21 protein-coding genes are annotated in these 22,498 nt (G+C 59.7%); 5 read left to right on the top strand and 16 right to left on the bottom strand.

Going from position 1 to position 22,498, the window contains the following annotated elements; all coding sequences use genetic code 11:
• The 8 genes from AC6CIA_RS19065 to AC6CIA_RS19030 form a co-directional block, all read right to left on the bottom strand.
• Positions 1-2,433, bottom strand: coding sequence for a TonB-dependent siderophore receptor (locus tag AC6CIA_RS19065; protein ID WP_498314211.1), 2,433 nt, complete (start codon positions 2,431-2,433; stop codon positions 1-3).
• 130 nt (positions 2,434-2,563) lie between these two features.
• Entirely contained in the window at positions 2,564-3,553 is a 990-nt protein-coding gene (locus AC6CIA_RS19060) for a FecR family protein (RefSeq protein ID WP_498314209.1), read from the bottom strand.
• Entirely contained in the window at positions 3,550-4,125 is a 576-nt protein-coding gene (locus AC6CIA_RS19055; RefSeq protein ID WP_498314207.1) for an RNA polymerase sigma factor, read from the bottom strand. The genes AC6CIA_RS19060 and AC6CIA_RS19055 overlap by 4 nt, the downstream gene beginning before the upstream one ends.
• Before the next feature lie 10 nt (positions 4,126-4,135).
• Positions 4,136-4,462 carry a DUF3325 domain-containing protein gene (locus AC6CIA_RS19050; RefSeq protein ID WP_498314206.1) on the bottom strand — a complete coding sequence of 109 codons (327 nt, stop codon included), beginning with the start codon at positions 4,460-4,462 and terminating at the stop codon, positions 4,136-4,138.
• On the bottom strand, positions 4,462-6,036 hold the full coding sequence (locus tag AC6CIA_RS19045) for a PepSY-associated TM helix domain-containing protein (protein ID WP_498314204.1): 1,575 nt from the start codon (positions 6,034-6,036) through the stop codon (positions 4,462-4,464). The genes AC6CIA_RS19050 and AC6CIA_RS19045 overlap by 1 nt, the downstream gene beginning before the upstream one ends.
• The gene (locus AC6CIA_RS19040) at positions 6,033-6,335 is read right to left on the bottom strand and encodes a DUF3649 domain-containing protein (protein WP_498314202.1); all 303 of its coding nucleotides are present in this window, start codon (positions 6,333-6,335) and stop codon (positions 6,033-6,035) included. Before AC6CIA_RS19040 ends, AC6CIA_RS19045 begins: the two co-directional genes overlap by 4 nt.
• Positions 6,336-6,538: 203 nt before the next feature.
• The gene (locus tag AC6CIA_RS19035; RefSeq protein ID WP_498314200.1) at positions 6,539-6,946 is read right to left on the bottom strand and encodes an HPF/RaiA family ribosome-associated protein; all 408 of its coding nucleotides are present in this window, start codon (positions 6,944-6,946) and stop codon (positions 6,539-6,541) included.
• A gap of 196 nt (positions 6,947-7,142) precedes the next feature.
• Entirely contained in the window at positions 7,143-8,105 is a 963-nt protein-coding gene (locus AC6CIA_RS19030; RefSeq protein ID WP_498314198.1) for a LysR substrate-binding domain-containing protein, read from the bottom strand.
• Between the two features lie 137 nt (positions 8,106-8,242).
• Here AC6CIA_RS19030 and AC6CIA_RS19025 point away from each other — a divergent pair, with 137 nt between their 5' ends.
• Positions 8,243-9,619, top strand: coding sequence for an L-serine ammonia-lyase (locus tag AC6CIA_RS19025; protein ID WP_498314196.1), 1,377 nt, complete (start codon positions 8,243-8,245; stop codon positions 9,617-9,619).
• A 265-nt stretch (positions 9,620-9,884) separates the two neighbouring features.
• Positions 9,885-10,202 carry a DUF3509 domain-containing protein gene (locus AC6CIA_RS19020; protein ID WP_498314194.1) on the top strand — a complete coding sequence of 106 codons (318 nt, stop codon included), beginning with the start codon at positions 9,885-9,887 and terminating at the stop codon, positions 10,200-10,202.
• Positions 10,203-10,206: 4 nt separating this feature from the next.
• Here the strand turns inward: AC6CIA_RS19020 and AC6CIA_RS19015 are convergent, their stop codons facing one another.
• Positions 10,207-10,653: a phosphate-starvation-inducible protein PsiE gene (locus tag AC6CIA_RS19015; RefSeq protein WP_084379922.1), complete on the bottom strand. Its 447-nt coding sequence runs from the start codon at positions 10,651-10,653 to the stop codon at positions 10,207-10,209.
• A 361-nt stretch (positions 10,654-11,014) separates the two neighbouring features.
• On the opposite strand from AC6CIA_RS19015, the gene AC6CIA_RS19010 reads away from it, so the two are divergent.
• Positions 11,015-11,275: a YebG family protein gene (locus AC6CIA_RS19010; protein ID WP_090221518.1), complete on the top strand. Its 261-nt coding sequence runs from the start codon at positions 11,015-11,017 to the stop codon at positions 11,273-11,275.
• Between the two features lie 160 nt (positions 11,276-11,435).
• On the opposite strand, the gene AC6CIA_RS19005 is transcribed toward AC6CIA_RS19010, so the two are convergent.
• Positions 11,436-13,646: an LTA synthase family protein gene (locus AC6CIA_RS19005; protein WP_498314192.1), complete on the bottom strand. Its 2,211-nt coding sequence runs from the start codon at positions 13,644-13,646 to the stop codon at positions 11,436-11,438.
• Positions 13,647-13,908: 262 nt separating this feature from the next.
• Here AC6CIA_RS19005 and nhaA point away from each other — a divergent pair, with 262 nt between their 5' ends.
• Positions 13,909-15,096 (top strand): Na+/H+ antiporter NhaA, encoded by a 1,188-nt coding sequence (gene nhaA / locus AC6CIA_RS19000; protein ID WP_498314190.1) that lies wholly within the window; start codon positions 13,909-13,911, stop codon positions 15,094-15,096.
• A gap of 85 nt (positions 15,097-15,181) precedes the next feature.
• Here the strand turns inward: nhaA and AC6CIA_RS18995 are convergent, their stop codons facing one another.
• The 3 genes from AC6CIA_RS18995 to AC6CIA_RS18985 form a co-directional block, all read right to left on the bottom strand.
• Positions 15,182-16,318 (bottom strand): ATP-binding protein, encoded by a 1,137-nt coding sequence (locus AC6CIA_RS18995; RefSeq protein WP_498314189.1) that lies wholly within the window; start codon positions 16,316-16,318, stop codon positions 15,182-15,184.
• A 121-nt stretch (positions 16,319-16,439) separates the two neighbouring features.
• Positions 16,440-16,826, bottom strand: a complete 387-nt coding sequence (locus AC6CIA_RS18990) for a helix-turn-helix domain-containing protein (RefSeq protein WP_498314187.1) — start codon at positions 16,824-16,826, stop codon at positions 16,440-16,442.
• Between the two features lie 252 nt (positions 16,827-17,078).
• Complete coding sequence (locus AC6CIA_RS18985) at positions 17,079-18,113, bottom strand: Leu/Phe/Val dehydrogenase (RefSeq protein WP_498314185.1); 1,035 nt, start codon at positions 18,111-18,113, stop codon at positions 17,079-17,081.
• Positions 18,114-18,299: 186 nt separating this feature from the next.
• Here AC6CIA_RS18985 and AC6CIA_RS18980 point away from each other — a divergent pair, with 186 nt between their 5' ends.
• Entirely contained in the window at positions 18,300-19,103 is an 804-nt protein-coding gene (locus tag AC6CIA_RS18980; protein WP_498314183.1) for a SirB1 family protein, read from the top strand.
• 127 nt (positions 19,104-19,230) lie between these two features.
• Here AC6CIA_RS18980 and maiA read toward each other — a convergent pair whose 3' ends face one another.
• The 3 genes from maiA to hmgA are packed head-to-tail and all read right to left on the bottom strand — an operon-like array spanning position 19,231 to position 22,475.
• Positions 19,231-19,866, bottom strand: coding sequence for a maleylacetoacetate isomerase (gene maiA / locus AC6CIA_RS18975; RefSeq protein WP_498314181.1), 636 nt, complete (start codon positions 19,864-19,866; stop codon positions 19,231-19,233).
• A 15-nt stretch (positions 19,867-19,881) separates the two neighbouring features.
• Positions 19,882-21,180: a fumarylacetoacetase gene (fahA, locus tag AC6CIA_RS18970; protein WP_498314179.1), complete on the bottom strand. Its 1,299-nt coding sequence runs from the start codon at positions 21,178-21,180 to the stop codon at positions 19,882-19,884.
• Positions 21,181-21,182: 2 nt separating this feature from the next.
• A complete protein-coding gene (gene hmgA / locus AC6CIA_RS18965; protein ID WP_498314177.1) occupies positions 21,183-22,475 on the bottom strand; it encodes a homogentisate 1,2-dioxygenase in 1,293 nt (430 codons plus the stop codon).
• Positions 22,476-22,498: the final 23 nt, after the last annotated feature.

Below are 22,498 nucleotides of genomic sequence, written 5' to 3'. Positions count from 1 at the left end.
TCAGAACTCAAGAGTGCTCGAGAGCGAGACCTGTCGCGCATCGCCCATGGACACAAACAGGCGGCTGACGGCCGAGGTGTAGTAGGTGCGATCGAAGAGATTTTTCACGTTGAGCTGAAACTTGACCTTCTGTCCTTCGATCCGCGTGTCATAGGTGGCGAAGGCATCGGCCACGGTGTAGCCCGGCAAGTCGAAGCTGTTGAGGGCATCGCCGGCACGTTCGCCGACATAACGGGCGCCGGCGCCGATCCGCAACTGGTCGCCGCCGACTATCGTGCCGAAGTCATACACCGCCGACACCGAGCCGGAATTTTTCGCCACATTCTGCAGACGCTTGCCCTTATAGGCCGGGTCCTCGGTCACTTCGGCATCGGTGTAGGCGTAGCTGCCGATCAGGCTCCACTGGTCGCTCAATTGCCCGCTCAGGTCCATCTCCAGTCCACGCGAGCGCACCTTGCCGGCCACGCTGTAGACCGATGTCGCGCCTTCACCGATAGACACCAGCACATTGCGCTTGTGGATATCGAACAAGGCCGCGCTGGCGGTGATGCGACCCGGCAGATCGAACTTGGCCCCCAGTTCCCAGGACTTGGACTCCTCCGGGTCGATGCTGCCGTCGATCACCGTTTTGTTGTCCAGCGGGGCGATGGTGGAGTTGGGCTTGAAGGACTCGGTGTAGCTGCCGTAGAACGACAACGCCTCGGTATAGCGATACACCAGGCCGGCGCGGGGCACCCATTTCTGGCCATTGCTGTCGGTGTTGGCGGTGAACGGGCGGCCCTTGCCTGCGTATTGGTCGTACATCTGGAAACGCGCGCCGCCCACCAGAATCCACTGATCGGTGAGGTGAATAGCGTCCTGGAAGAACACCGAATCACTGCGCAACAGATCAGTCTGGTTGCTGTCCGGTGCGCTGACGTTGCTACCCGCCACTTCGCGGCCATAGACCGGATCGGTGTAGCTGAAAGTACTGCGGCTGGCCTGGCGGATCAGGTCGGCACGGTGGATCTTGCGGTACTCGTCATCCACGCCGAACACCAGGTCATGGCGCATGCCAGCCACGTCCACCTTGCCCTCAAGACTGACCGTGGTGAAGCGGTCGGTGGTCAGGGCGCCCTGGGTGCCATCCATGCTGCGCGTCAGGGTGCCGTCGTTGTTGACCTTGCTCACCCGCACCTGGCTGGCATCGTAGGTTTCGCGGTTCCAGCTGTAGCCGAAGTGGGCTTTCCAGTCGTCATTCAGCGCATGATCGGCTTCCACGCGATACAGATCGGAACGCCCTTCCATGTTATTGAACGGCTCGTCCAGACGACGTGTGGCCGGGATGTCGAGGGGATGATTGGTCTTCGGATCGATGGCCGTGCCACGGTCGAACGGCGAGAGAAATTCGCGATGTTCGTAGGCAAAGAGCAATTGCGTGTTGTCGCCGTACCAGGCAATGGACGGTGCGATCAGGCTTTCACGGTAAGTGCCGAAGTTGCGCCAGTAATCTTCATCGGCGTGATCGAGGATCAAACGATAGGCCAGGCCGCTGTCGCCCATCGGGCCGGTGGTGTCGAGGTTGCCGCCACTGCCGTGCTTGCCCTCGCCAAAGGTAGAACCGCGCACGGTGAGCGCGGTGGACTGGGTCAGCTCGGGCTTTTTGCTGACAATGTTGATCACCCCGCCTGGGTCCTGGATGCCGTACAGCAGCGAGGCCGGGCCCTTGAGCACTTCGACCCGTTCGGCGCTTTCGTTCAGCGCCCGGCCCTGCACCACCGGCATGCCGTCACGCATGACCGAGCCGTTACGGTTGCCACCAAATCCGCGCAACATTACCGCGTCCTGGGTGCTGCCCAGGGTATTGGACTGGGTAATGCCACTGATATTGTTCAAGGCGTCATCCAGGTTACGCGGCAGTTGGTCACGCATCACTTGGGCCGGCACCACATTGACGCTCTGCGGCGTTTCCAGCAGCAGGCCCTGGGAGCGCATCACCGAACTGGTTGGCGGCGGCTGATAGCTGGTGCTGTCCTGCTGCGGGTTGACCGCGCTGATGGTGGTGGCGCCAAGGTTCAGCGCGCCAGCGCTGGGTAGCGGTTCGAGGGCCAGGGTGCGGGCGTCGATCTGGCGGAAGGTAAAGCCGGAGTTGCCCAGTAACCGCTGCATGGCCTGGGTCGCGCTCATTCGCCCGCTGACCGCCGGGGCCTTGAGGTCGTAGGGCGTTTCGTCGGTGTAGACCACGCTGATACCGGTCACGCGGCTGAAGTCACTCAATGCCTGCGGCAACGGTTTGGCCTGGAGTGCGAAGCTGAATAGCGCGCTTTGCTGTTGCGTCTCTGCCGCCTGCGCCACGCTGAGGGGCAACAACACGGGCGCGCACATGCTCAGGAAAGAAGCCCCCAGCCACTGTTTAACCGAACCGCCTGTCGCTGACTTTACCCTGGACTTCATGCTTGAGAACCCGTGTGGAGAACACTGTTAATGCGAATTGATCGCAGTTTCAAGCACTACACGGTTGGGCCTTGGGTTTACCTCAGCACACTCTTCAAATTATTTTAACGCGTGCTGTTCAGACTAAGCCTTAGCGCACCACGATCAGCCGGCCCAGCACACTGTGCTGTTCAAACCCGAGCACCGCTTGCAGTGCGTTGAGTACCGCCTGCGGGTCTTTGCTCGGGAAGCTGCCGCTGACCCGACGGGCGCCGAGTTCATCATTGAGCAGCAGGATGCGACCGGGGTAATAGCGTCCCAGGTCATTGATCACGTCGACCAACGGCGTTTTGTAATAGTTGAGCCAGCCGTCGCGCCAGGCCAACCGCGACTCGCTGTCCACAGCCTGCAGGGTCTCGGCACGACCGTCGGCGTAGGCCACCTGCTGGCCGGCGCCGAGGATTTGTCGAGCACCCTGCTTGGATGGCGTGACGCCGACCCGCCCGGACAACACCGTCACCTCAGCGCCAGCTGGCTGCAGACGCACTTCAAATTGCGTGCCCAGCACCCGCGCCTCACCACTGCCAGCTTGCACCACAAAGGACGCGCCGGTATGCGTCACATTGAAAAAACCCGCGCCACGGCGCAGTTGGATATGGCGCTCACCGTGACGGAAATCCACCGCAATGGCGCTGTCGGCATCCAGGGTGACTTGGCTTTGATCCGCCAGGGTCACGGTTCTGATTTCCCCCGGCGCAGTGACGTAATCAGCGCCCAGGTCATCGAGCCAGCGCTGCGGCTGCCAGCCCGCCCCCACCGAAACCATCAGCAACAGACACGCGGCCATGGCCATGGCGGCAGGCCAGCGGCGCGCACGGGTACGTTTCGCCGCGTGCATGGCGTTCAAGTAACCCTGCAGGGCCAAGGCGTCTTCATCCGCCAGTTTGCTCGCTGGCACTTCGCTCAATTCCCATAGCACTTGGGCCTGTGCGTACGCCTCGACATGCGCGGGGTCGGCGCGCAGCCAGCGACTGAAGGTGGCCTGGTCGCCACTGCTGGGCTGATCGTGGAGCAGGCTGAGCCAGGCCAAGGCGGTCTGCTCCTGAGCGGGCGTCGGGGTGACGCGGTCAGTGTTGATCACGGTGCTTTCCCTGGCGAGCGCGGCGCGCAGGGTTCACGAAGGCTGGCTTTGCAGGCTTCAAGGGCGCGCATCATATGTTTTTCCACGGCGCTTTGGGACAGGCCCATGGCCTTGGCGATCTCTGCGTATTTGCGACCGTGAATGCGGTTGAGCAAAAAAATCTGCCGCGTGCGCTCGGGCAAGCTGCGCAAGGCGGCTTCGACGTGCCGCAAATCGTTACCGGCCTCCAGCGCCGCCTGGGGTTCTGAACCGTAATGATGCTGCTGCTCGGGCAACCAGCTTTCAGTGCCTCGCACCCGCGCGCCTTCGCTGCGCAAGTGATCGATGGCGATATTCCCGGCGCAGCGCAACAGGTAGGTGCTGAGTTCTTCGACTTGTACCAGTGGCCGGCGCCAAAACCGTAAAAACAGATCTTGCACCAGATCCGCCGCCGTCGCCCGGCAACCCACACGCCGACTGACCAACGCCTCCATCTGCGAACGCTGGGACAAGAACACTTGCAGGAAATGCGCACGCTCGCCCGACACTTCGGCGTGACGTGGATCCGGGGATTCGGGAGGCGTGTTGATCATCAAGGTCCGCTCAGATTACCGCGAAGGCCGCAACCGGGCTGGCCAGCAGGCCGACACCGGCCAGGATCAAGGCCAGCCTCGGCCGATAGGGCAACAGCCACACCAGCAACAACGCGCTGAGCATCAGCACCGCACACCAATCCACCAGCCCCCTGCTCCAACCGGCCATGTGCACCGCCGGCCAGATCGACACCAGCAACAGCACCCAGCCCCCCACGCGCAAACCCAGGCGCCGACGGGGTGAAGGCTTGCTGTGCAGCAACTCGCCGTGGTGACGGTCCATGGATAAACACAAGGCGGTGAAACCGGCGTAACACAGCAACAGGGCCAACAGCATCAGTGCACCTCGCCTTTGAGGGCCAACGCCCGGGGGCGCTCGGTCTTGGACTGGGCGACGCGGCGCTGGCGCATTTTCCAGGCAGCCCAGGCGAGAAATGCCCCGCTGCCAAGGCATGTCAGGTCAAACCCGGCCATGCTCCAATCACCTTTGGCCAGGGTCACGCCCAGGTGCTCCGAGGTGGTCAGTGCGTTGAGCAACGGCACCCCCGCAAACAGCAAGGCGCCAAGCCCCAACTGCTCGATCCAGGCCCGACGGCCGCGACGCAGCATGGCGTGCAGCAACGTCAGCCCCCAAGCAATAAAGAAGCTCTGTACTTCCCAGCCAGAACGCTCGGCGAAGTGTGTGGGCAGCAGGCGATTGGCCCAGAAAAACGCCGCAATCGCGATCACCAGCCCGGACATGCTGGCAATATTCAACACTTCCACCAACCGCAGTTCAAACGGCAGCACGCCGGCTTTCGCATGTTTGAGCTGACGCTTGCCCAACCAGATCACCAGTCCCGTGCCGATCATCGCGGTGCTTGCCAAGCCACAGATGAAGTACAACCAGCGCAACACCGGACCGGCGAAATGGCCCATGTGCAGGCCATAGAAACTGCCGCTGATGACCATCGGCAGGGATTGCCCGCTGCTGACACTGAGCATCTCCCCGGTGGTGCCATTGAACGACACGGTGCTGCCAAAGTCATGCACCACCCGATCAGAGCCGGCGCGAAACACATTGACCGAAGCATTCACGTCGCCGGGATTATTCACCGCCAGCCGGCCGATCTGCCCTCCGTTCCACTGCGCTTTCGCCTGCTCAACCAGCGGCCCCAGGGGCAACAACTTCCCCGGTTGGCCAAGCGCCGGCGCGTTGTTGCTGGATGGCACCACATCATTGAAAAAGGCCCGGGTATCGCCGTCGTAGGAGGCGAGAATGCTGGCGGGCATGACCAGCGTCATGAAGATCACCAGACTGCTGTAGGTGATCATCAGGTGAAACGGCAACACCAGCACACCCACCGCGTTATGCCCGTCGAGCCAGGAACGCTGGCCCTTGCGCGGGCGGAAGGTGAAGAAGTCCTTGAAGATTTTCTTGTGGGTAATGATCCCGCTGATCAACGCGACAAACATCACCATCGCTGCAATCGTCGACAGCCAGCGGCCCCAGGGATACGGCATCTGCAACTGGAAGTGGAAGCGGTAGAAGAAATCGCCGCCACGGCTTTCCCGGGCCTGGACGTGCTCGCCGGTAAGCGGGTCGATCAGCTTTTCGCTGAAATTGCCACGCTTGCCGGGATCGATTTTGTCTTGCCACATCACCGACAAACCGGGATCGCGAGGCGTGGGCAAGTTAATGAACCAGCGGGCGGCGGTGGGTGCGTGTTGCTGCAAATAAGCCTGGGCCATGCCCAGGCTGCGGGCATCGTCGACCGTACGGACCGGCACTTCCGGTTGCATCCAGTGGGTAATTTCATCGTTGAAATAGGCCAGGGTGCCGGTCAGGAAAATCGCGAACAACAGCCAGCCGAAAATCAACCCGGCCCACGTGTGTAACCAGGCCATCGCCTGGCGGAAACCTTCTTTCATGCTCGAGCCATCCAATAGGCCAATCCTGCCAGGGTGGCCAATACGGCACTCGGCACCAGTACCCCGAACCAGGCGAGCGTGGCAGTGCGGCAGGCAAAGCACCAGATCACGGCCAGCAGATAGACCACGAACGAACTCAACATGCCGCTGATCACCGCATCGGCACGGGACAACGGCAACCATAAGGTCATGCAGACACTGGCCAGAGACGCCAGCAGATAACCGCCGACAACAGCCGCCAGTACCCGCGAAGCCACGGCAAGGCGATAGGAAAGTGGAAGTGATGGTTTGTTTTTCATGCCCGCGGCGCCAGGTTCATCAGGGGCGCGAGTTTAATGATAAATATTCTCATAAGCAAAAGAGAACGAATGAGGAGGGATTGCGCTACGGACCGCCGTTTGCTCCTGGTCCTAACCGACACGAAGCCGCAGCGACACCTATAAACCAAAACGGGCCTGCATCAGCAGGCCCGTTTCTTGGGGGTTGAAAAAAGGATCAGCTGTCAGCTGTTAAGCGCAGCCTGCTCGTTTTCCAGAAATTCCTCTTCAAGGCCGGCATCATCGACTTTATTGTTTGGCGTGCTTTTGGCAGCGCGGGGCTTGCCTTGCAGTTTGCCAAACAGATGATCCAGCGCGTTATCCAGCTTGGTGGCCGCCCCGTCGATGGCCTGTTCCAGGGTGTCGGCTTTATGAATGACCGAAATCGGTTGATGGCCCTTTGGCCGTGCTTCCAGTCGGCAACTTAAATCGTGGGGGCCTGGCTTGTCGCCGTTCTCATCCCGCAGGTAAACCTCAACGCGGGTCAGGTCTTCCTCATAATGTTCGAGCGTGCTCTCAATGGTAGTACGTACCCACTCCTCCAGTCGGATGCTGCTTTCAATATGGTTATCGCTATTGACTTGGATTTGCATAGTTCTTCCCTTATTTCAGCTAGCTCGCGAGAAGTCACAACTGCATCACCGGTACGGTGAAACCATGACCTCTTGATTACACAATTGGGCAGACAGCCAAACAATTCAAGCCCCTTGCAAAGATAAATCGCACATCGCAAATTAAGCCTGACAACGGTCAAAAGCACTGTTATCGTCGGGAGTTACCTACAGGCTCTCACGTACAAGACTCCTTACAATTGCCCTCTCCCAACGGGTGCAATCCGCGAAAAATCCCTGCCTCCTCCACCAGCCAGTCGTGCACCGCCCGCACGCCAGGATGACTCAGCGCGCCCGGCGCATACAGCAGCACGTAGCGCTTGTGATTGGGGACCGCCAGGCCGAACGGCACGATCAAGGTCCCGCGTTCCAGTTCGTCATTGAGCAAGGTGCGCCTGGCAATCGCCACGCCCATGCCGGCGATGGCCGCCTCGATAGTGAGGTGATTGCGATTGAAGGTGTGCCCGCGCCGGACATCCGCGCCATGGTAGCCAATGGCATTCAGGTAAAACTCCCACTCTGCGTATTCATAACTCCCGCGCCAGGCGGTAATGTCGTGCAGCAGTGGGAAATGCACCAGGTCCGCCGGACCGTGGAGCGGCGGACGCCCACGCAACAGGCTCGGCGCGCAAACCGGAAAAATCTGCTCATCCAACAATGCTGTGGATAACAGACCGGGATAGCTGCCATCGTTAAGATCAATCGCCAGGTCGAAGTCGCCCTCGTGCAGGGCAATGCTGCTGTCTTCCGCCACCAGCCGCAGTTGGATATCCGGAAAGCGTTGCTGCAGGCGCGGCAGTCGCGGCGTCAGCCATTTCCCCAGAAATGAAGGAATGGAACGCAGACGCAAGGTGCCGCTGATCATCCCGGCATCCAGCCGCCGCAGCTCGGCATCAATGCTACCGTAGGCCTCACTCACGGTGGTGGCCAACCGCTGCCCCTCGGCACTCAGCTCGACCCCACGCGCGCGCCGATGAAACAGGCGGAAGCCCAGGCGCTCCTCCAATTGACGGATCTGCTGGCTGACCGCTCCCGGAGTGATATGCAACTCCTCCGCGCAACGGGTGAAAGATAAATGCCGGGCGGCGCAGGCAAATACGTGCAGCCAGACGTAGGTCTGGGCGTGAAGCGGACGGGCCATAGCGTTTAGTCCTGCTAAAGGGTGTCTTAGGATAATTCGTTGGTCAGTGCCGAACGAGCAGGTCAGTATCGCGCCAATTGCGCTGGTCCTACAAAAAATGGCAGCGATTCCTACTCCATTGCTTGCAAGGCTTTAGCATGGCTATCAGTGTTTTTGATCTATTCAAGGTGGGCATCGGCCCATCCAGCTCCCATACCGTGGGTCCCATGCGGGCTGCGGCAACCTTCGCCGAGGCCCTGGCCGCCCAGCAACTGCTGGAACACACCCGACGAGTGGAAATCCGCTTGTACGGCTCGCTTTCCGCCACCGGGGTGGGTCATGCGACCGACCGTGCGTGCGTGATGGGGTTGATGGGCGAATGGCCAGATCGGCTGGACCCGTCCTCGATAGGGCCGCGCATCCAACGAGTGCGCGAGTCCGGCCTGTTACTGCTCGCGGGCAAAGTAGAAATTGCCTTCAACTGGCAACAAGATCTCCTGCTGCTGGACGAGAGCCTGTCCTACCACCCCAACGCCATGTCCTTGCACGCCTACGGCGAAAACGGCCTGCTGAGCGAGCAAACCTACTATTCGGTGGGCGGTGGGTTCATCATCAACGCCGCCGAAGCCGCCGCGGGTACCGCCACGGCAAGCGATGTCGAATTGCCTTATGACTTTTCCAGCGCCGCCGAACTGCTGGCCTTGTGCAACACGCACGGCCTGCGGGTTTCGGCGTTAATGATGGCCAACGAGCGGGCCTGGCGCAGTGACGAAGAGATTCGCAGCGGCCTGCTGCATATCTGGTCGGTGATGCGCGAATGCGTCGAGCAAGGCCTGCGAGACGAAGGCATCTTGCCAGGTGGGCTGGATGTACCGCGCCGTGCGGCAAAGTTGCACCGAAGCCTGCTGGAAATCGGCAAGCCGAATGTGATCACCTCAACCCTCTCCGCCATGGAATGGGTCAACCTGTTCGCCCTCGCCGTCAACGAAGAAAACGCCGCCGGGGGACGGATGGTCACCGCTCCAACCAATGGCGCAGCGGGCATCATTCCGGCCGTGCTGCATTACTACATGAAGTTCAACACAGACGCGTCTGACGACGACGTGGTCAATTTCTTCCTCGCTGCGGCGGCCGTCGGTATTTTATGCAAGAAAAACGCTTCGATTTCCGGTGCCGAAGTCGGTTGCCAGGGTGAAGTCGGCTCCGCCTGCGCGATGGCTGCCGCCGGCCTGGCCGACATCCTCGGGGCCACCCCGGAGCAACTGGAAAACGCCGCCGAAATCGGCCTCGAGCACAACCTCGGCCTGACCTGTGACCCCGTGGGCGGCCTGGTTCAGGTGCCGTGCATCGAGCGCAATGCGATCGCCGCCGTCAAAGCCATCAACGCCACGCAAATGGCCCTGCGCGGAGACGGCAAACACTTCATTTCCCTCGACCGGGTGATCCGCACCATGCGCGATACCGGTGCCGACATGCATGACAAATACAAAGAAACTTCACGGGGCGGCCTGGCGGTCAGCTGGGTGGAGTGCTGATCGGGCGGGCTGCGCTGTGTGCGAGCATTTTCTCGCTTGCGCCCTGAAACGGATCATCCGGAAAAAGGCGGACCTCGGCGTCCGCCTTTTTTGCCCCCGCAACCACAGGGCCACGCGTTATACGGCACGCCCCTTGCTCTACCACTGATGAGGAAAACGGACTTTGTGAAAACCTCAGCGGGGGATGGCCGGTGATCGGGCAACACGAACTAATTCCGACACCGGTCGTCAATGACTGCATGCTCATATCAGGCGGTAACGCACCATGGACAATCCTTTTCAGACCATCACTGACACGTTCACACCCAAATATCGGGTCAACCTGAGCATCCAGCGGCTGGACGGCAGCATCATGCTGACCCTCTCCGACGACAGCGGCGTCGTCGCCAAGCGCATGATCAGCGCCGAACAACGCAACGATCCGCAACGCCTCAAGCGCCTGGTGCAAAGCGTGCAATTCGGCATTGCGATCGAACAAGGGCACAGCGCCATGGAGATCCTGGCAATGATGACCGATGGCGATAACCACAAACTTTTGCGGCGCTCTCCCGGCAGCCCGCCACAGGCGAGCGCCAGAGCCTGACTCACTATTCCGACTTTTCCTTGACGGACGGATAGCGTGAAGAAGCGAATCGCACCACCAGGATCGCGAACGCCAGCAACAGGATCCCGCCACACAGGTAAATGATCCCCAGGTCCGGGGCATTGTGGTGGGACACGTCACCGATCAGCAAACGGGTCAACGCGGTGATGGCGACATAGAGCAGGAAGCGGATAGGCATGTGGTTGGTCTTGAAATAGATACCGACCATTGCCCCCAATTCCAGGTAGATAAACAACAGCAGGATATCGTCAACGCTGATCCCGCCTTTCTGGAGCATTTCAATAAAAGTCAGGACCGCCGCATAGGCGGTGATCGCTCCAATGCCAAAAAGCGCCAAGTAGTGAAACGCCTCCACCGCCAGGTTACCCAGCGAATCCGCGTTCGCGTGCAAACTCCTGCGCAGCTTTTCAGCCCATCTCATTTCTGTCATCACTCACCACCATTGTATAAATATCAACCAACTTCTAATCGGTGCCTGCGCCCCGAGCGGATAGTGCCCGTTCGGCGTGACGATATCTGTGCATGCAGAAAAAAGGCCAGGGATTGCAGACTAAGATGATGGCTGGGTGATATGAGACACTTTTCTGCGTCGGGGGCTTCATGGCTGCGGCAACCGGACAGGCGACAAACCCGATTTTCCGGCTACATTAAAAAGCTGCTACCCAAAGGCCGTGGATTGGCTTATGCTTTTAGCTGTATATAAATACAGTAATCGAAAATCGATGATGTGTTTTCACACGTAAAAACGGGGATGACGCCCCTCAATACTGCACCTGATGACGAGGCCAAAAATGGCTGTTGAAACCCTGTATCGCAGTACCCGCGACCTGGAGACTACATTCGTGGATCGTAAGCTAGCGGATGCGCATGACCAGATGCTCGAATTGGCAGAGTCATTGACCGACGTCTTGCTGAAAAACGTTGCAGGCCTGACAGAAAAGCAGGCTGAAGATGCCAGTATCTATATGGCAAAAAACCGCGCGGTATTCGCCGCAGCGTTCAAGAATAACGTCGGTGCCTTGGCGGAACTCACCGAGTCGAGCGCCGAGTAGTCTGCAGTCTCTCTGCATAGGAGGGCGCACATAGCCCAAGGGGACTCATGTGCTTTGAACACTGCTCGGGTGCGCCCCTAAGTTCGAGCCTTGGTACATGAAGATGCTCGTCGAGCACTCTTCGCCTGGGGTATGGCCGGGTGAAACCCGTACATTCCGTCTAGCCGGAATGGGCACTGATGTCGACCAGGTTTTCTTCGTGCACCTCGGGCGCTTCCGACAACTCGGTTATCACGCTGAAATCGCTCACTTCCACGGCTCCCGAGCCGTAGCCCAGCAGGTGGAACGAGAACGCCTTGCGGGGCTGCGGATTGGCAAAGCTGAATTCCATTTCCAGCGGCCGGTCGGCGGTAACGATCATTTCATCGGGTAGGCCCAACTGGACATCCTGCTCCATTTCCTTGGCCTTGAGCTGCACATGCGCGTCGCGCAGTGGATCTACCGAGCGCACCGTCAGGCGTACGCGAGTGTGCGAACCCTTGGGCATTTCCAGATACTGGGCACCGATAAGATTATCGGCCCAGTCATCCTTGATCTGCGCCTGCAGTGGGATAATCGCCGGGCTGCCGAACTGGAAGTGCTGATTCAACGGTGTCCGGAGCAACGAATGATCCAGCGCCGTCGCCCTGGCGGTGATTTCCCGGGCGCGTTTACCAGCGTACTGGCCAAGCCATGTGGCGCGCTCGGCGATGAAACCTTCGCTGGCGTAATACCGGCAGCGCTGTTGAAAGTCGCACTCGGTGAACGTGCCCTTGCCATCGTGATAGCGAAGCTTGCCGTTGGTGAACGACATGATCTCGCGTCCCTTTTCATAGTCGCGGAACAGCGAGCGGCCACTCAAGGCTGAAGGAACGGGCAAGGCAAGATAGTCGAGTATCGAAGCACTCAGATCAACATGACCGTAGACCCCGGACTTGAGCCTGGGCAACTGACGCTGCTCGGGTGCCAGCATCAGGTTGAAGCCCCAGGAGGACGCCAGGCGCACATCCTCTATGCCGTGGGATTCGTCCGAGGTGATCACGACGAGGGTATCGTTCAAAACGCCCTTGCGCTCCAGGCCGTCGAGGAATTGCCCAAGAGCGTCATCCAGATAAGCGACCGCCGCCTGCTTGGGGTTGTCGTAGCGTTGCAAGTAATCTTCAGGGGCCGAATAGGGTTGGTGGGTACCCACGGTCAGCAGCGTCAGCATCCAGGGTTTTTTCTGTTTTTTCAGCTGGCCGACGTAATCCAGCGCCCCTTCGAAGAACGCCTTGTCGTCTTTGCCCCAGGGAAATTCCAGATAGTTACTGTTGGTGAACCATTCCAGGCCATGGGTGGCGTCGAAGCCGATGTGCGGCATGATTTTGTCTTTGGCCATGAAGCGCAGGCCCGCACCTTGAAGGTAGTGAGTGGCGAACCCGTTTTTGCGCAATTGGGCCGGCAGGCATGCCTGGTTACGCTCGCTCTGGGTCAGCATTTCGACCCCCTTGGGCGTACCGTTGTCCAACTTGTCGTAATCGCCGCAAAGCATTGCGTACAAACCACGAATGGTCTGATGGCTGTGCAGCACATAGTCCGGGGTATTCATTCCGCGTTCGGCCCAACGACTGAGATTGGGCATGAGGTTTTCCTGATAGCGCTTGTTCAGGGCCTGCCGGTTGACCCCCACGTAGGCGCCAGGGATGCCCTCCAACGCGATGATCAACACATTGCGCGCCGTTCCCGGTGCCGGGAGCAATTTCTCGCCGTCCAGGTCGAGTCGAGTAAGCCCCGCCATGCGCGGAGGAACATCGACCACATCGCCCTCCAACCACTCTTGCGCGCGCAATTGCACGCTGCCGACGCTGGCGGACAGCAGTTGATGCGGGAGATTGAACAAACGCCATTCATCTTCATCGGAGGGCGCCAGGTGCTGAGCCCCCCAATGGGCGATCAACAACACGAGCGGCACCGCCAGCGCACGCCCCGGCAAGCTTGGCGCCGAGGTGGAACGCCCCAGCCACAGCGTCATCAGCCAGACCACCAGTCCAAGGCAAAGGCTGACGGCCAGCCACGGATGGGCGAAACCAGCACCGGTGGAGTTTTCCATAAACTGGGGATCGATCAGGTAGTGCAAATCCGCAGGGGTAGGCAGCCTGCCGACCGCACTGACCAGCTCGGCAGTCGCCAGCGTCATAAGGCTCCAGGCCACTAACACGGGAAGCGCTAACCACCACGGACGACGATGCAGCAATACGATGAGCAGGCTCGCCATGCCCACATCTGAAAGGAACCCGAGAGGATTCGACCAACCCAAAGCTGCCCGCAAGCCAACAGGCACGATCAGAACCAGTCCGGTCAGCGCGATGAGGCGCGCACAAGGCTGTCGTAACCAGTGACGGATAACGCTCACGAAAAATCCCTTTCTGACATTAAATCTTCATACAAGTGTGCTGGATGGTACCAAGCAGCGAGAAGTCTGGCCGGGATATTCGATAAAAATCTGCGGAAAACAGCCGATACGCGACATATGGAGTGTGCCTGGAGTCGACTCCAGAGCCGTAAGTCCCGCAGGTAATTGAGTGGCTGGCGGCTTGAATACCAATTGTTTCAAGCCGCTCAATCGGGCGGTCAGATGTTAATATATTACCTTTTGGACTCCACTAAGGACGCTGATGAGCAAGCATCAAGCTAAAGCCGAAACCCCTAGAGCTGCCGCCATTCTGGCCCGCTTCCTGTCGTCGGAATCCGCGGGTGGACTGGTGCTGATGGGCGCAGCGCTGGCGGCGTTGATTGTGGCTAACTCGCCGCTCTCCCAGACTTACTTCGATGCCTTGCGTGTTGTCTGGCTGGGCATGTCTGTCGAACATTGGGTGAATGATGGCCTGATGGCGATCTTCTTCCTGATGGTCGGCCTCGAAATCAAGAGAGAAGTGCTTGCGGGCGGACTTTCCACCTGGGGTCAACGTGCCTTGCCGGGGTTCGGTGCCTTGGGCGGCATGGTGGTCCCGGCGTTGATCTACGTCGCCATCAACTGGGGTAATCCCGAGACATTGGGTGGATGGGCGATTCCAGCCGCTACCGACATCGCGTTCGCACTGGGCGTGCTGTCATTGCTGGGCAAACGGGTCCCGACTTCGCTGAAGGTATTCCTCGCGGCCCTGGCAATCATTGACGACCTTGGCGCGGTGGTGATCATCGCCTTTTTCTACACATCGGGACTCTCCATGCCGATGTTGCTGGCCTCGCTAGCGACACTGCTGGTTCTGATTGCAATGAATCGACTGGGTGTAAAACGTCTCTTTCCCTATCTCCTGGTCGGGGGCGTGTTGTGGTTTTTCGTGCTGCAATCGGGTGTGCACGCCACGCTGGCGGGAGTCGCCGTAGCCTTATGCGTGCCGATGGGCCGACCTGAGGAAGAGGCGCGTTCGCCCTTGCTCTTCCTCGAAGAAAAACTGCATTTTTGGGTAGCGTTCGCGGTGGTACCGATTTTTGGCTTCGCCAACGCCGGTGTTTCACTGTCCGGTATCTCCTTGGCGAACCTGGTCGATCCGGTTCCGCTGGGCGTAGCGCTGGGCCTGTTGCTCGGCAAACAGATCGGTATTTTTCTATTGGCGGCCTTGGCCATTCGCCTCGGCATGGCCAAGTTGCCGGAAGGAAGCAGCTGGCTACAGCTTTACGGCGTCGCCCTGCTGTGCGGGATTGGCTTCACCATGAGCTTGTTCATTGGCAACCTGGCCTTCGCCGGTTCCGCTCATTTGATTGATGAAGTCAAAGTCGGGGTGTTGATCGGTTCGATCCTCGCCGCGATTGGCGGTGTCCTGGTCCTGCGCCGCAGCAGTGCGCCCGTGGGCGCCCGATAATCACGTTCGGATCAGCCACAGTGATCCTTCAGGAACACTGTGGCTTGCGAGCCTCCGGTCAAATTCGGCCCGAGACCTCCCGGTGTCACATGGCCGAAGAGACTTTCAGTGCAATTTCGACCCTGAATGTCGTTCCCCGCTCAGGGTCGGATGCGACCTCGATGCGGCCTTCGTGAGCGCTCACTATTTGATCAACGATAAACAGGCCCAGGCCCAGACTGGCGTAAGGTCCGTTTTCCTCTAACGCTTCGGGGGAATAGCGCCCCATCGGGCTGAAAATGAACGGTAGAACGTCTGTGGGAATGGCTTTCCCGAAGTTGTGGACACTGAATACAAGGTGCTCATCCGATACATCCAGCTTGACGGTGACCGGCGTATGACCCGCGCCATGCTGCAGTGCGTTACCGATCAGGTTTGAGAAAACCTGCTCCATGCGCGCACTGTCGAACTCGCCTTCGGCATATTCAGTCTTCATCACCACAATGTTGGCATCTGGATAGACAGCGCGTGACTCCTCGACGATCCGTTCAAAGACCGGTGCGATGTCGATTGATACAAGGTTGACGGGAATCCCGCGCCCCAAGTGTGATCGAGTGAAATCCAGCAGGTCTCCCACAATGCGTGAAGCGCGTTTGACGCTGGTATAGATCCGCGACGCAATTTTTGTCGTCCTGGAACCCAACTCATCAGTGCGCAGAAGAACATCCGCCCCCATCAGGATCGCGCTCAACGGCGTGCGCAAATCGTGCCCCAGCACGCCCAGGAACACATCCCGGGAAGCCTGCACGGCGGCTGCGTAGCTGCTTATCGACTCCGCAAGCACCTGATCAATCGCTTCGTTGAAACGGATCATGTCATCCACTTCAAATTCCTCGCCCGCCTTGACTTGCTTCATCCAGTGGTTGATCACGCTGGCACGCAACGCACGGAATTCGGAGGCCAGTTGTTCTACCGTAAAACCCGCCATCAGTCGCGTAATCGCATGCAGGTGTGCTGCCGATTCGTCTTGGGTGGCAACCAGTCCCTTGGACTTTTCGAGCTGCTGGTGCACCGACTGATAGCTTTGAAGATCCTCGGCAATCGCCCGCAACATGAGTTCGGCATGATCGCGCAATCCAAGGGAGTCTAACGGTGAGCAATCCGTACGGATTGTTCGCGCGAAGTCCTCCCACTCTTGAAGGATCGGCTCGATATTACTGATCAGGAAACTGGAAAGACGCACGGCTATTAATCCTTAATGGAGTAAGCCCACAAGCAAACAGATGCATGCTGGAGGTGAACATTTGAATGCTGCGAGAATGGCTTTAACCGATAGGTTGCCGGCTATACCTTTAGAGGGGCGGTTACTGTGAATCGATCAGAAGTGATGAGAGGATCATGCAGACGGTACGCTGATCGGTTGGATTCAATCTGCGGTAGTTTTCGACCAGCGCAATTTCGCTCTCGCCCAGCGGGTATGCGCTCGAAGCCGTTCGCTCTCCGGTAAGCACATACAGCACATCGACGCCTCGCCGCCAAATGGCCACAAGGTAACCAGACCTTGGCTGCCTGCTATCGTTCTCATACTTCCCTTGCGCATTCGTTGCAACGCCACCGAGTGCACCAAAGTCATGCTGAGAAAGCCGAAACGTGCGGCGTATTTCTTTTAATCGTCCGCCGAAACTACTGTTCATCTCATATTGACCCTTCTTCTGCATTGTCGCGGCAGGACGAGCGCGCTCACGCGCCATCAGTACACCTTGGGTATGGTGGACAATGAACGTAATAGCAAACGGAAAAAGACAGCCGGGATAGTGGCCTAATGAATCTGAATCTGCGCCTGTCGGGGATACTGGCGAAGTGAGAGTCCAACCACCGCCCCATGCGCTTAACATCCAAAGCCAACCCACGGCAAAAGTATTTATTTGAATGCATCAGTGACGCCATCATTCACTCGTCCGAGTGTCTTTGGCCTGGTTCAACGGCGCCCCAAACCATGGGATTTACACGCTGCCTGACGGCGGATACAACAAGCGTTCCGCCAATTCATCGGCAACCCGGGCGGGTGAGCGTTTTTCAGCCTGGGCGTGGGCAAAAATCTCAGTCAGACGCGCGCCGATATTCGACAGGTGAGCAGTGATGGTGGCGAGTTCCGCGCCGCCGTGCTTGAGGGCGACGTAGATCAAGCCGCCGGAATTGATGACGTAGTCCGGCGCGTAGAGGATGCCCCGCCCTTCCAACTGATCGGCCACTTGCAGGTGAGTCAGTTGCGCGCTGGCAGAACCGGCCACCGCTGCGCAACGTAACTGCCCGACACTTTGGCGATTGAGCACCGCGCCGAGGCCGCAAGGCGCGAGAATGTCGCAGGGGGTGCTGAGCAAGGCATCGTTGGCAATCGGATGGGCGCCCAACTGTTCCATGGCCAACTGCACTTTACCGTGGTCGATGTCACTCACCAGCAACTCGGCGCCTGCGGCGTGCAGTTGTTCGGCCAGGGCAAAACCGACATTCCCCAGGCCTTGGATCGCCACGCGCAAACCTTCCAGATTATCGCTGCCGAGGCGAGCCATGGCGGTGGTGCGGATGCCGGCAAATACGCCCATGGCCGCGTGAGGCGAGGGATCACCCGCTGCGGAAGTGCTGGTGACGAAACGGGTTTGCTGGGCAATACAATCCATGTCGGCGACGGAGGTACCGCTATCAATGGCGGTGACGTAGCGACCGTCCAACTGCTCGATACAACGACCGAACGCTTCGAACAGGGCCGCCCGACTTTCCACATGCGCGGGACGAATGATCACCGCATTGCCGCCGCCCACCGGCAGACCAGCCAGGGCGGCCTTGTAGCTCATGCCCTGGGCCAGGCGCGCAGCATCCGCCACGGCACTTTCGTCATCGGGGTAAGCGAGGTAGCGGCAACCACCCAGGGCGGGACCCCGGCGGCTGCTGTGGATGGCAATGATCGCCCTCAACCCGGTCACCGGGTCGACGCTCAGGTGCAACGATTCAAGGCGGTTGCTGTGCATGAGAGCAAACATCGTCAAGCTCCCGAATCACCTATTGTAGGCGCCAAGTATAGAACTGACGCTGGAAACCTGCCGAAACACGCAGGAATAAGCCCGCCGTTTTTTCAGGGTTTGCGACATAAACAAAGAGGTCGCTGCCCCTGGCACTGGACGAATATTCGCAGTAAGGCTAAAACGAAGCATCTGCCGGAGAACCCAATGAATCCCCGCCAAGCCTTTTTCGCCTGTCTGGATTGCTCCCCTCCCGCGCTGTTCGAGGCCGCGCTGTGGATAGCTGCCGAACATGATCCGGCCGTCGAGCCGCACAAGCTGCTGGCCGAGATCAAAGGGTTACAACAACAGGTCAGCCTGGACATGCCCTTGCTTGCCCCCGATGAACTGGGGCAACCACTGCTGCGGCGGATGAACGACCTGGGTTTCGCTCAGGATGACTTCACCCCGTTGCGCCCCGCCGCCGCGCTGCTGGACAAGGTCCTGCAACGCCGACGCGGACAGCCGTTGGCCTTGGCGCTGATTGCACTGGAGCTGGCGCAACGCCTGGACATTCCGATGGTCGGCGTCAACTTTCCGGGACACTTCCTGCTGCGGGTGAGCGGCGCCGATCATCTGCTTGATCCCTGCGGCGGTCGACGCCTGTATCCCAACGACTGCCGTGAGCTGCTACAGCGCCAATACGGCCCCAACCTCAAGCTGCAAGCCGATCACCTGCACACCGCCGAGCCCAGGCTTATCCTGCAACGACTGTCACGTAACCTGCGTCAGTTGCACTTATCCAACGACAACTACCTCGCCGCCCTGGTGGATGCCGAGCGGGTGCTGGAACTGGGAAATGCCAGCGCCGCCGACTACCTGGCGCGGGCCAGTCTGTATAAGCACCTGGACTGCCCGAATGCCGAGCGCTTCGATCTTGAACATGCGCTGATGCTCAGCGAAGACCCGGTCCAACGCTTGCGCTTGACTGAGCGACTGGGCCATCTGCCGCCCAATTCAGTGGTGCACTGAGCCTCTTGGCGTAAGCTGGAGCGACACCGTGCAGCACCTGTGACGCAGCATTCCGGATGCCCGGCACTTGCGCCGACTCGGTGTGACTCCACGCGCTGGCTACGGAACAGACTGCGTAGCCCTTGAGTTATGGGGTGTCAGGCTGGTTCGCCGGATGAGCCTGGACAAACGCTGGGTGCTGTGCCGCCAAAGCGGCCACTCGCTGAATCCGTGGGTAGGCATCCAACGACACCTTGAAGCGCTCGGCCGCATACAGCTGCGGAATCAGAAACGCATCGGCCAGCCCCGGGCGCTCGCCAAAGCAAAACCCTTGATCGCCGATCAACTGCTCCACCGTGCTCAACCCCTGACTGATCCAGTGCCCGATCCATTCCAGCAGTTGCGTTTCGTCATGCCCCCACTGGCGCAACAGGTTCTGCGTACTGGAGTTGTGCAACGGATGAACGTCACAGCCGATGATCGACGCCACTGCCCGTTCATGCGCACGGGCCACGAGATCTTTGGAGAGCAGCGGTGGCTGTGGATACCGTTCGTCCAGGTATTCGATGATCGCCGACGACTGAATCAATAGCTTGCCGTCATGCGTGCGCAAGGCCGGAACACGGCCTTGCGGGTTGATCGCCAGATATTCCGGCTGGCGATTGGCACCGCCGGCCGGCACCAACAGGTTGATCGGCACCGCGGTGAAATCCAGGCCCTTGAGCGCCAGGGCGATCCGTACCCGATAGGACGCAGTGGAGCGGTAGTAAGTATAGAGTTGCATGCCCTTGACCTCTGGTTAGCGCGCCGCGACCACGGTGCCGCGGCATTCGCCGAAACCGATGGAAGCAAAACCGTCGCGGCTGCAACGGGCGCGCAGGATGATTTCGTCGCCGTCCTCGAGGAACTTGCGCACCTCGCCCGAGGCCAGTTCAATCGGTTTTTTACCGCCTTCGGTGATTTCCAGCAGGCTGCCGAACTGCCCGGCCTGCGGCCCTGACAAGGTGCCCGAACCGAACAGATCACCGGCCTGCAACTGGCAACCGTTGACGCTGTGGTGCGCAACCATTTGCGCGACGGTCCAGTACATATGCCGAGTGTTGCTCAAGGTCAAGCGATGGGCCGGCAGGTTCTGCTCGCGCATCGAGGCGGTGGTCAGCAATACCTCCAGTTCAATGTCAAACGCTCCGCCCGCTTGATCGCGTTTGTCCAGCAAGTAAGACAGCGGTTGTGGATCGCCTTCAGGACGCGCCGGTTGTGCCTTGCGGAAGGGTTCCAGGGCTTCGGCCGTCACCACCCACGGCGAAATACTGGTGATGAAGCTTTTCGACAGGAACGGCCCCAGCGGCTGGTATTCCCACGCCTGGATATCCCGTGCCGACCAATCGTTGAGCAGGCAGAAACCGGCGATGTGATCGGCAGCGTCGCCAATAGCAATCGAATCGCCCATGGCATTGCCCTGGCCGATCCAGATGCCCAGCTCCAGCTCGTAATCGAGTCGCGCACAAGGGCCAAACGCAGGCTCGGTCTGCCCGGCGGGCAGGGTTTGGCCCTTGGGCCGACGCACCTCGGTGCCAGACAGGCGGATTGTCGATGCACGGCCGTGATAGCCGATCGGCACATACTTGTAGTTGGGCAGCAATGGGTTGTCTGGGCGGAACAGTTTGCCGACGTTTTGCGCATGCTCGATGCCGACGTAAAAGTCAGTGTAATCGTTGATTTTCGCCGGCATGTGCATCTGGCAGTCAGCAGCCAGCGGCAGCACCTTGGCGCCCAGTGCTTGCAGTTGGTCCTGCAGGTTGCTGCCTTCGCCCAGCAATTCAAGCAAGCGCTCGCGCAAAGCCACTCGAGGGCCGCGTCCCAGCTCGAAAAACTCATTCAACCGGCCGCTGGCCGTCGCGTCGACGGCGCGTCGCGCCTCGCCGTCAAAGCAGTCCCGGGCGGCCTGCAGGTCAAAGATATGCTCACCGATGGCCACGCCACAACGCGGCACCGAGCCGTCTAGGCTGAACACACCGAGCGGCAGGTTTTGCAGAGGGAAATCCGCGTGACCATTGGCGGAGGCCACCCAACTGCGGGTGATGGTGGACTGAGTCATGGTTATCTCCGATTCGGATTGAAGGTTGCCGGCAACGAGGACCAGCAAGCGTCGTAATTGCTTTGCAATTGCGAGCACTCCAGGGCGTACTGGGTCGGACGCAGCACTTGGCTGGTCTCGAACATGAAGGCCATGGTGTTCTCGATTTTGTGGGGTGCGAGGTCGACAGCGATCGCCTTGGTACAGGTCTCGCCATCCGGGCCGTGGGCGCTCATGCAACTGTGCAGTGACGCGCCGCCGGGCAGGAAGCCTTCAGCCTTGGCGTCGTAGGCGCCCTGGATCAGGCCCATGTATTCGTTCATCAGGTTGCGATGGAACCACGGTGGCCGGAAGGTGTTCTCGGCGACCATCCAGCGCGGCGGGAAGATCACGAAGTCGAGGTTGGCCAAACCGTGGACGCTGGTGGGCGAGGTCAACACGGTGAAGATCGAAGGGTCCGGGTGGTCGAAACTCACCGTGCCAATGGTGTTGAAACGACGCAGATCGTACTTGTAAGGCACATTGTTGCCGTGCCAGGCCACGACGTTCAGCGGCGAATGGTCCAGCGTGCAACCCCAGAGTTCACCGAGGAATTTCTGCACCAACGGCGTCGGCTGCGACAGGTCTTCGTAGTGCGCCACGGGCGTGAGGAAGTCCCGCGGGTTGGCCAGGCCATTGCTGCCGATCGGCCCAAGGTCGGGCAGGCGCAGCGGTGCGCCATGGTTTTCGGCGACATAGCCGCGCGCCACGCCGTCCAGCAACTCGACGCGAAATTTCATGCCCCGTGGCACGACCACGATTTCCAGCGGTTCGACGTCAAGCACACCCAACTCAGTGACGATGCGCAGACGGCCTTGTTCGGGAACGATCAACAGCTCGCCGTCGGCATTAAAGAACACCCGTTCCATGGAACGGGTGGCGCGGTAATGGTAGATGCTGATGCCGGTAGGGGTTTCCGAGCCTGTGTTGGCGACCATGCCGACCAGGCCGTCGATAAAGTCGGTCGCGTCACCGGGAATCTCCAGCGGGTTCCAGCGCAGGCGATTGGGCGTCACGGCCCCCAATGGGCCTCCGGCCAGTTGCCGCTCAAGTTTGACGAATGGCGGATGATTGGCCGACGGCTGAATGCGGTACAACCAGGTGCGTCGCGCCTCGCTGCGGAGCATGGTGAAGGCGGTGCCGGAGAGCAATTCGGTGTACAGCCCGTAGGGCGTTTTTTGCGGTGAGTTCTGGCCGACCGGCAAGGCGCCGGGCAAGGCCTCACTGGCGAACTCATTGCCAAAGCCCGATTGGTAGGCCAAGGAATCAAGGGACATGACGCCTCCTCAAGTGGAGTGAA

Source organism: Pseudomonas sp. GQ91 (assembly GCF_059758795.1).
The sequence above is the reverse complement of the archived record's forward strand: the minus strand, read 5'-3'. Positions and strand labels throughout refer to the sequence as shown.

Coding starts and splice junctions, on each gene's coding strand:
- AC6CIA_RS19065 (WP_498314211.1), bottom strand. CDS start 2,433: ATGAAGTCCAGGGTAAAGTCAGCGACAGGCGGTTCGGTTAAACAGTGG.
- AC6CIA_RS19055 (WP_498314207.1), bottom strand. CDS start 4,125: ATGATCAACACGCCTCCCGAATCCCCGGATCCACGTCACGCCGAAGTG.
- AC6CIA_RS19050 (WP_498314206.1), bottom strand. CDS start 4,462: ATGCTGTTGGCCCTGTTGCTGTGTTACGCCGGTTTCACCGCCTTGTGT.
- AC6CIA_RS19045 (WP_498314204.1), bottom strand. CDS start 6,036: ATGAAAGAAGGTTTCCGCCAGGCGATGGCCTGGTTACACACGTGGGCC.
- AC6CIA_RS19040 (WP_498314202.1), bottom strand. CDS start 6,335: ATGAAAAACAAACCATCACTTCCACTTTCCTATCGCCTTGCCGTGGCT.
- AC6CIA_RS19035 (WP_498314200.1), bottom strand. CDS start 6,946: ATGCAAATCCAAGTCAATAGCGATAACCATATTGAAAGCAGCATCCGA.
- AC6CIA_RS19030 (WP_498314198.1), bottom strand. CDS start 8,105: ATGGCCCGTCCGCTTCACGCCCAGACCTACGTCTGGCTGCACGTATTT.
- AC6CIA_RS19025 (WP_498314196.1), top strand. CDS start 8,243: ATGGCTATCAGTGTTTTTGATCTATTCAAGGTGGGCATCGGCCCATCC.
- AC6CIA_RS19020 (WP_498314194.1), top strand. CDS start 9,885: ATGGACAATCCTTTTCAGACCATCACTGACACGTTCACACCCAAATAT.
- AC6CIA_RS19015 (WP_084379922.1), bottom strand. CDS start 10,653: ATGACAGAAATGAGATGGGCTGAAAAGCTGCGCAGGAGTTTGCACGCG.
- AC6CIA_RS19010 (WP_090221518.1), top strand. CDS start 11,015: ATGGCTGTTGAAACCCTGTATCGCAGTACCCGCGACCTGGAGACTACA.
- nhaA (WP_498314190.1), top strand. CDS start 13,909: ATGAGCAAGCATCAAGCTAAAGCCGAAACCCCTAGAGCTGCCGCCATT.
- AC6CIA_RS18990 (WP_498314187.1), bottom strand. CDS start 16,826: ATGGCGCGTGAGCGCGCTCGTCCTGCCGCGACAATGCAGAAGAAGGGT.
- AC6CIA_RS18985 (WP_498314185.1), bottom strand. CDS start 18,113: ATGTTTGCTCTCATGCACAGCAACCGCCTTGAATCGTTGCACCTGAGC.
- AC6CIA_RS18980 (WP_498314183.1), top strand. CDS start 18,300: ATGAATCCCCGCCAAGCCTTTTTCGCCTGTCTGGATTGCTCCCCTCCC.
- maiA (WP_498314181.1), bottom strand. CDS start 19,866: ATGCAACTCTATACTTACTACCGCTCCACTGCGTCCTATCGGGTACGG.
- fahA (WP_498314179.1), bottom strand. CDS start 21,180: ATGACTCAGTCCACCATCACCCGCAGTTGGGTGGCCTCCGCCAATGGT.
- hmgA (WP_498314177.1), bottom strand. CDS start 22,475: ATGTCCCTTGATTCCTTGGCCTACCAATCGGGCTTTGGCAATGAGTTC.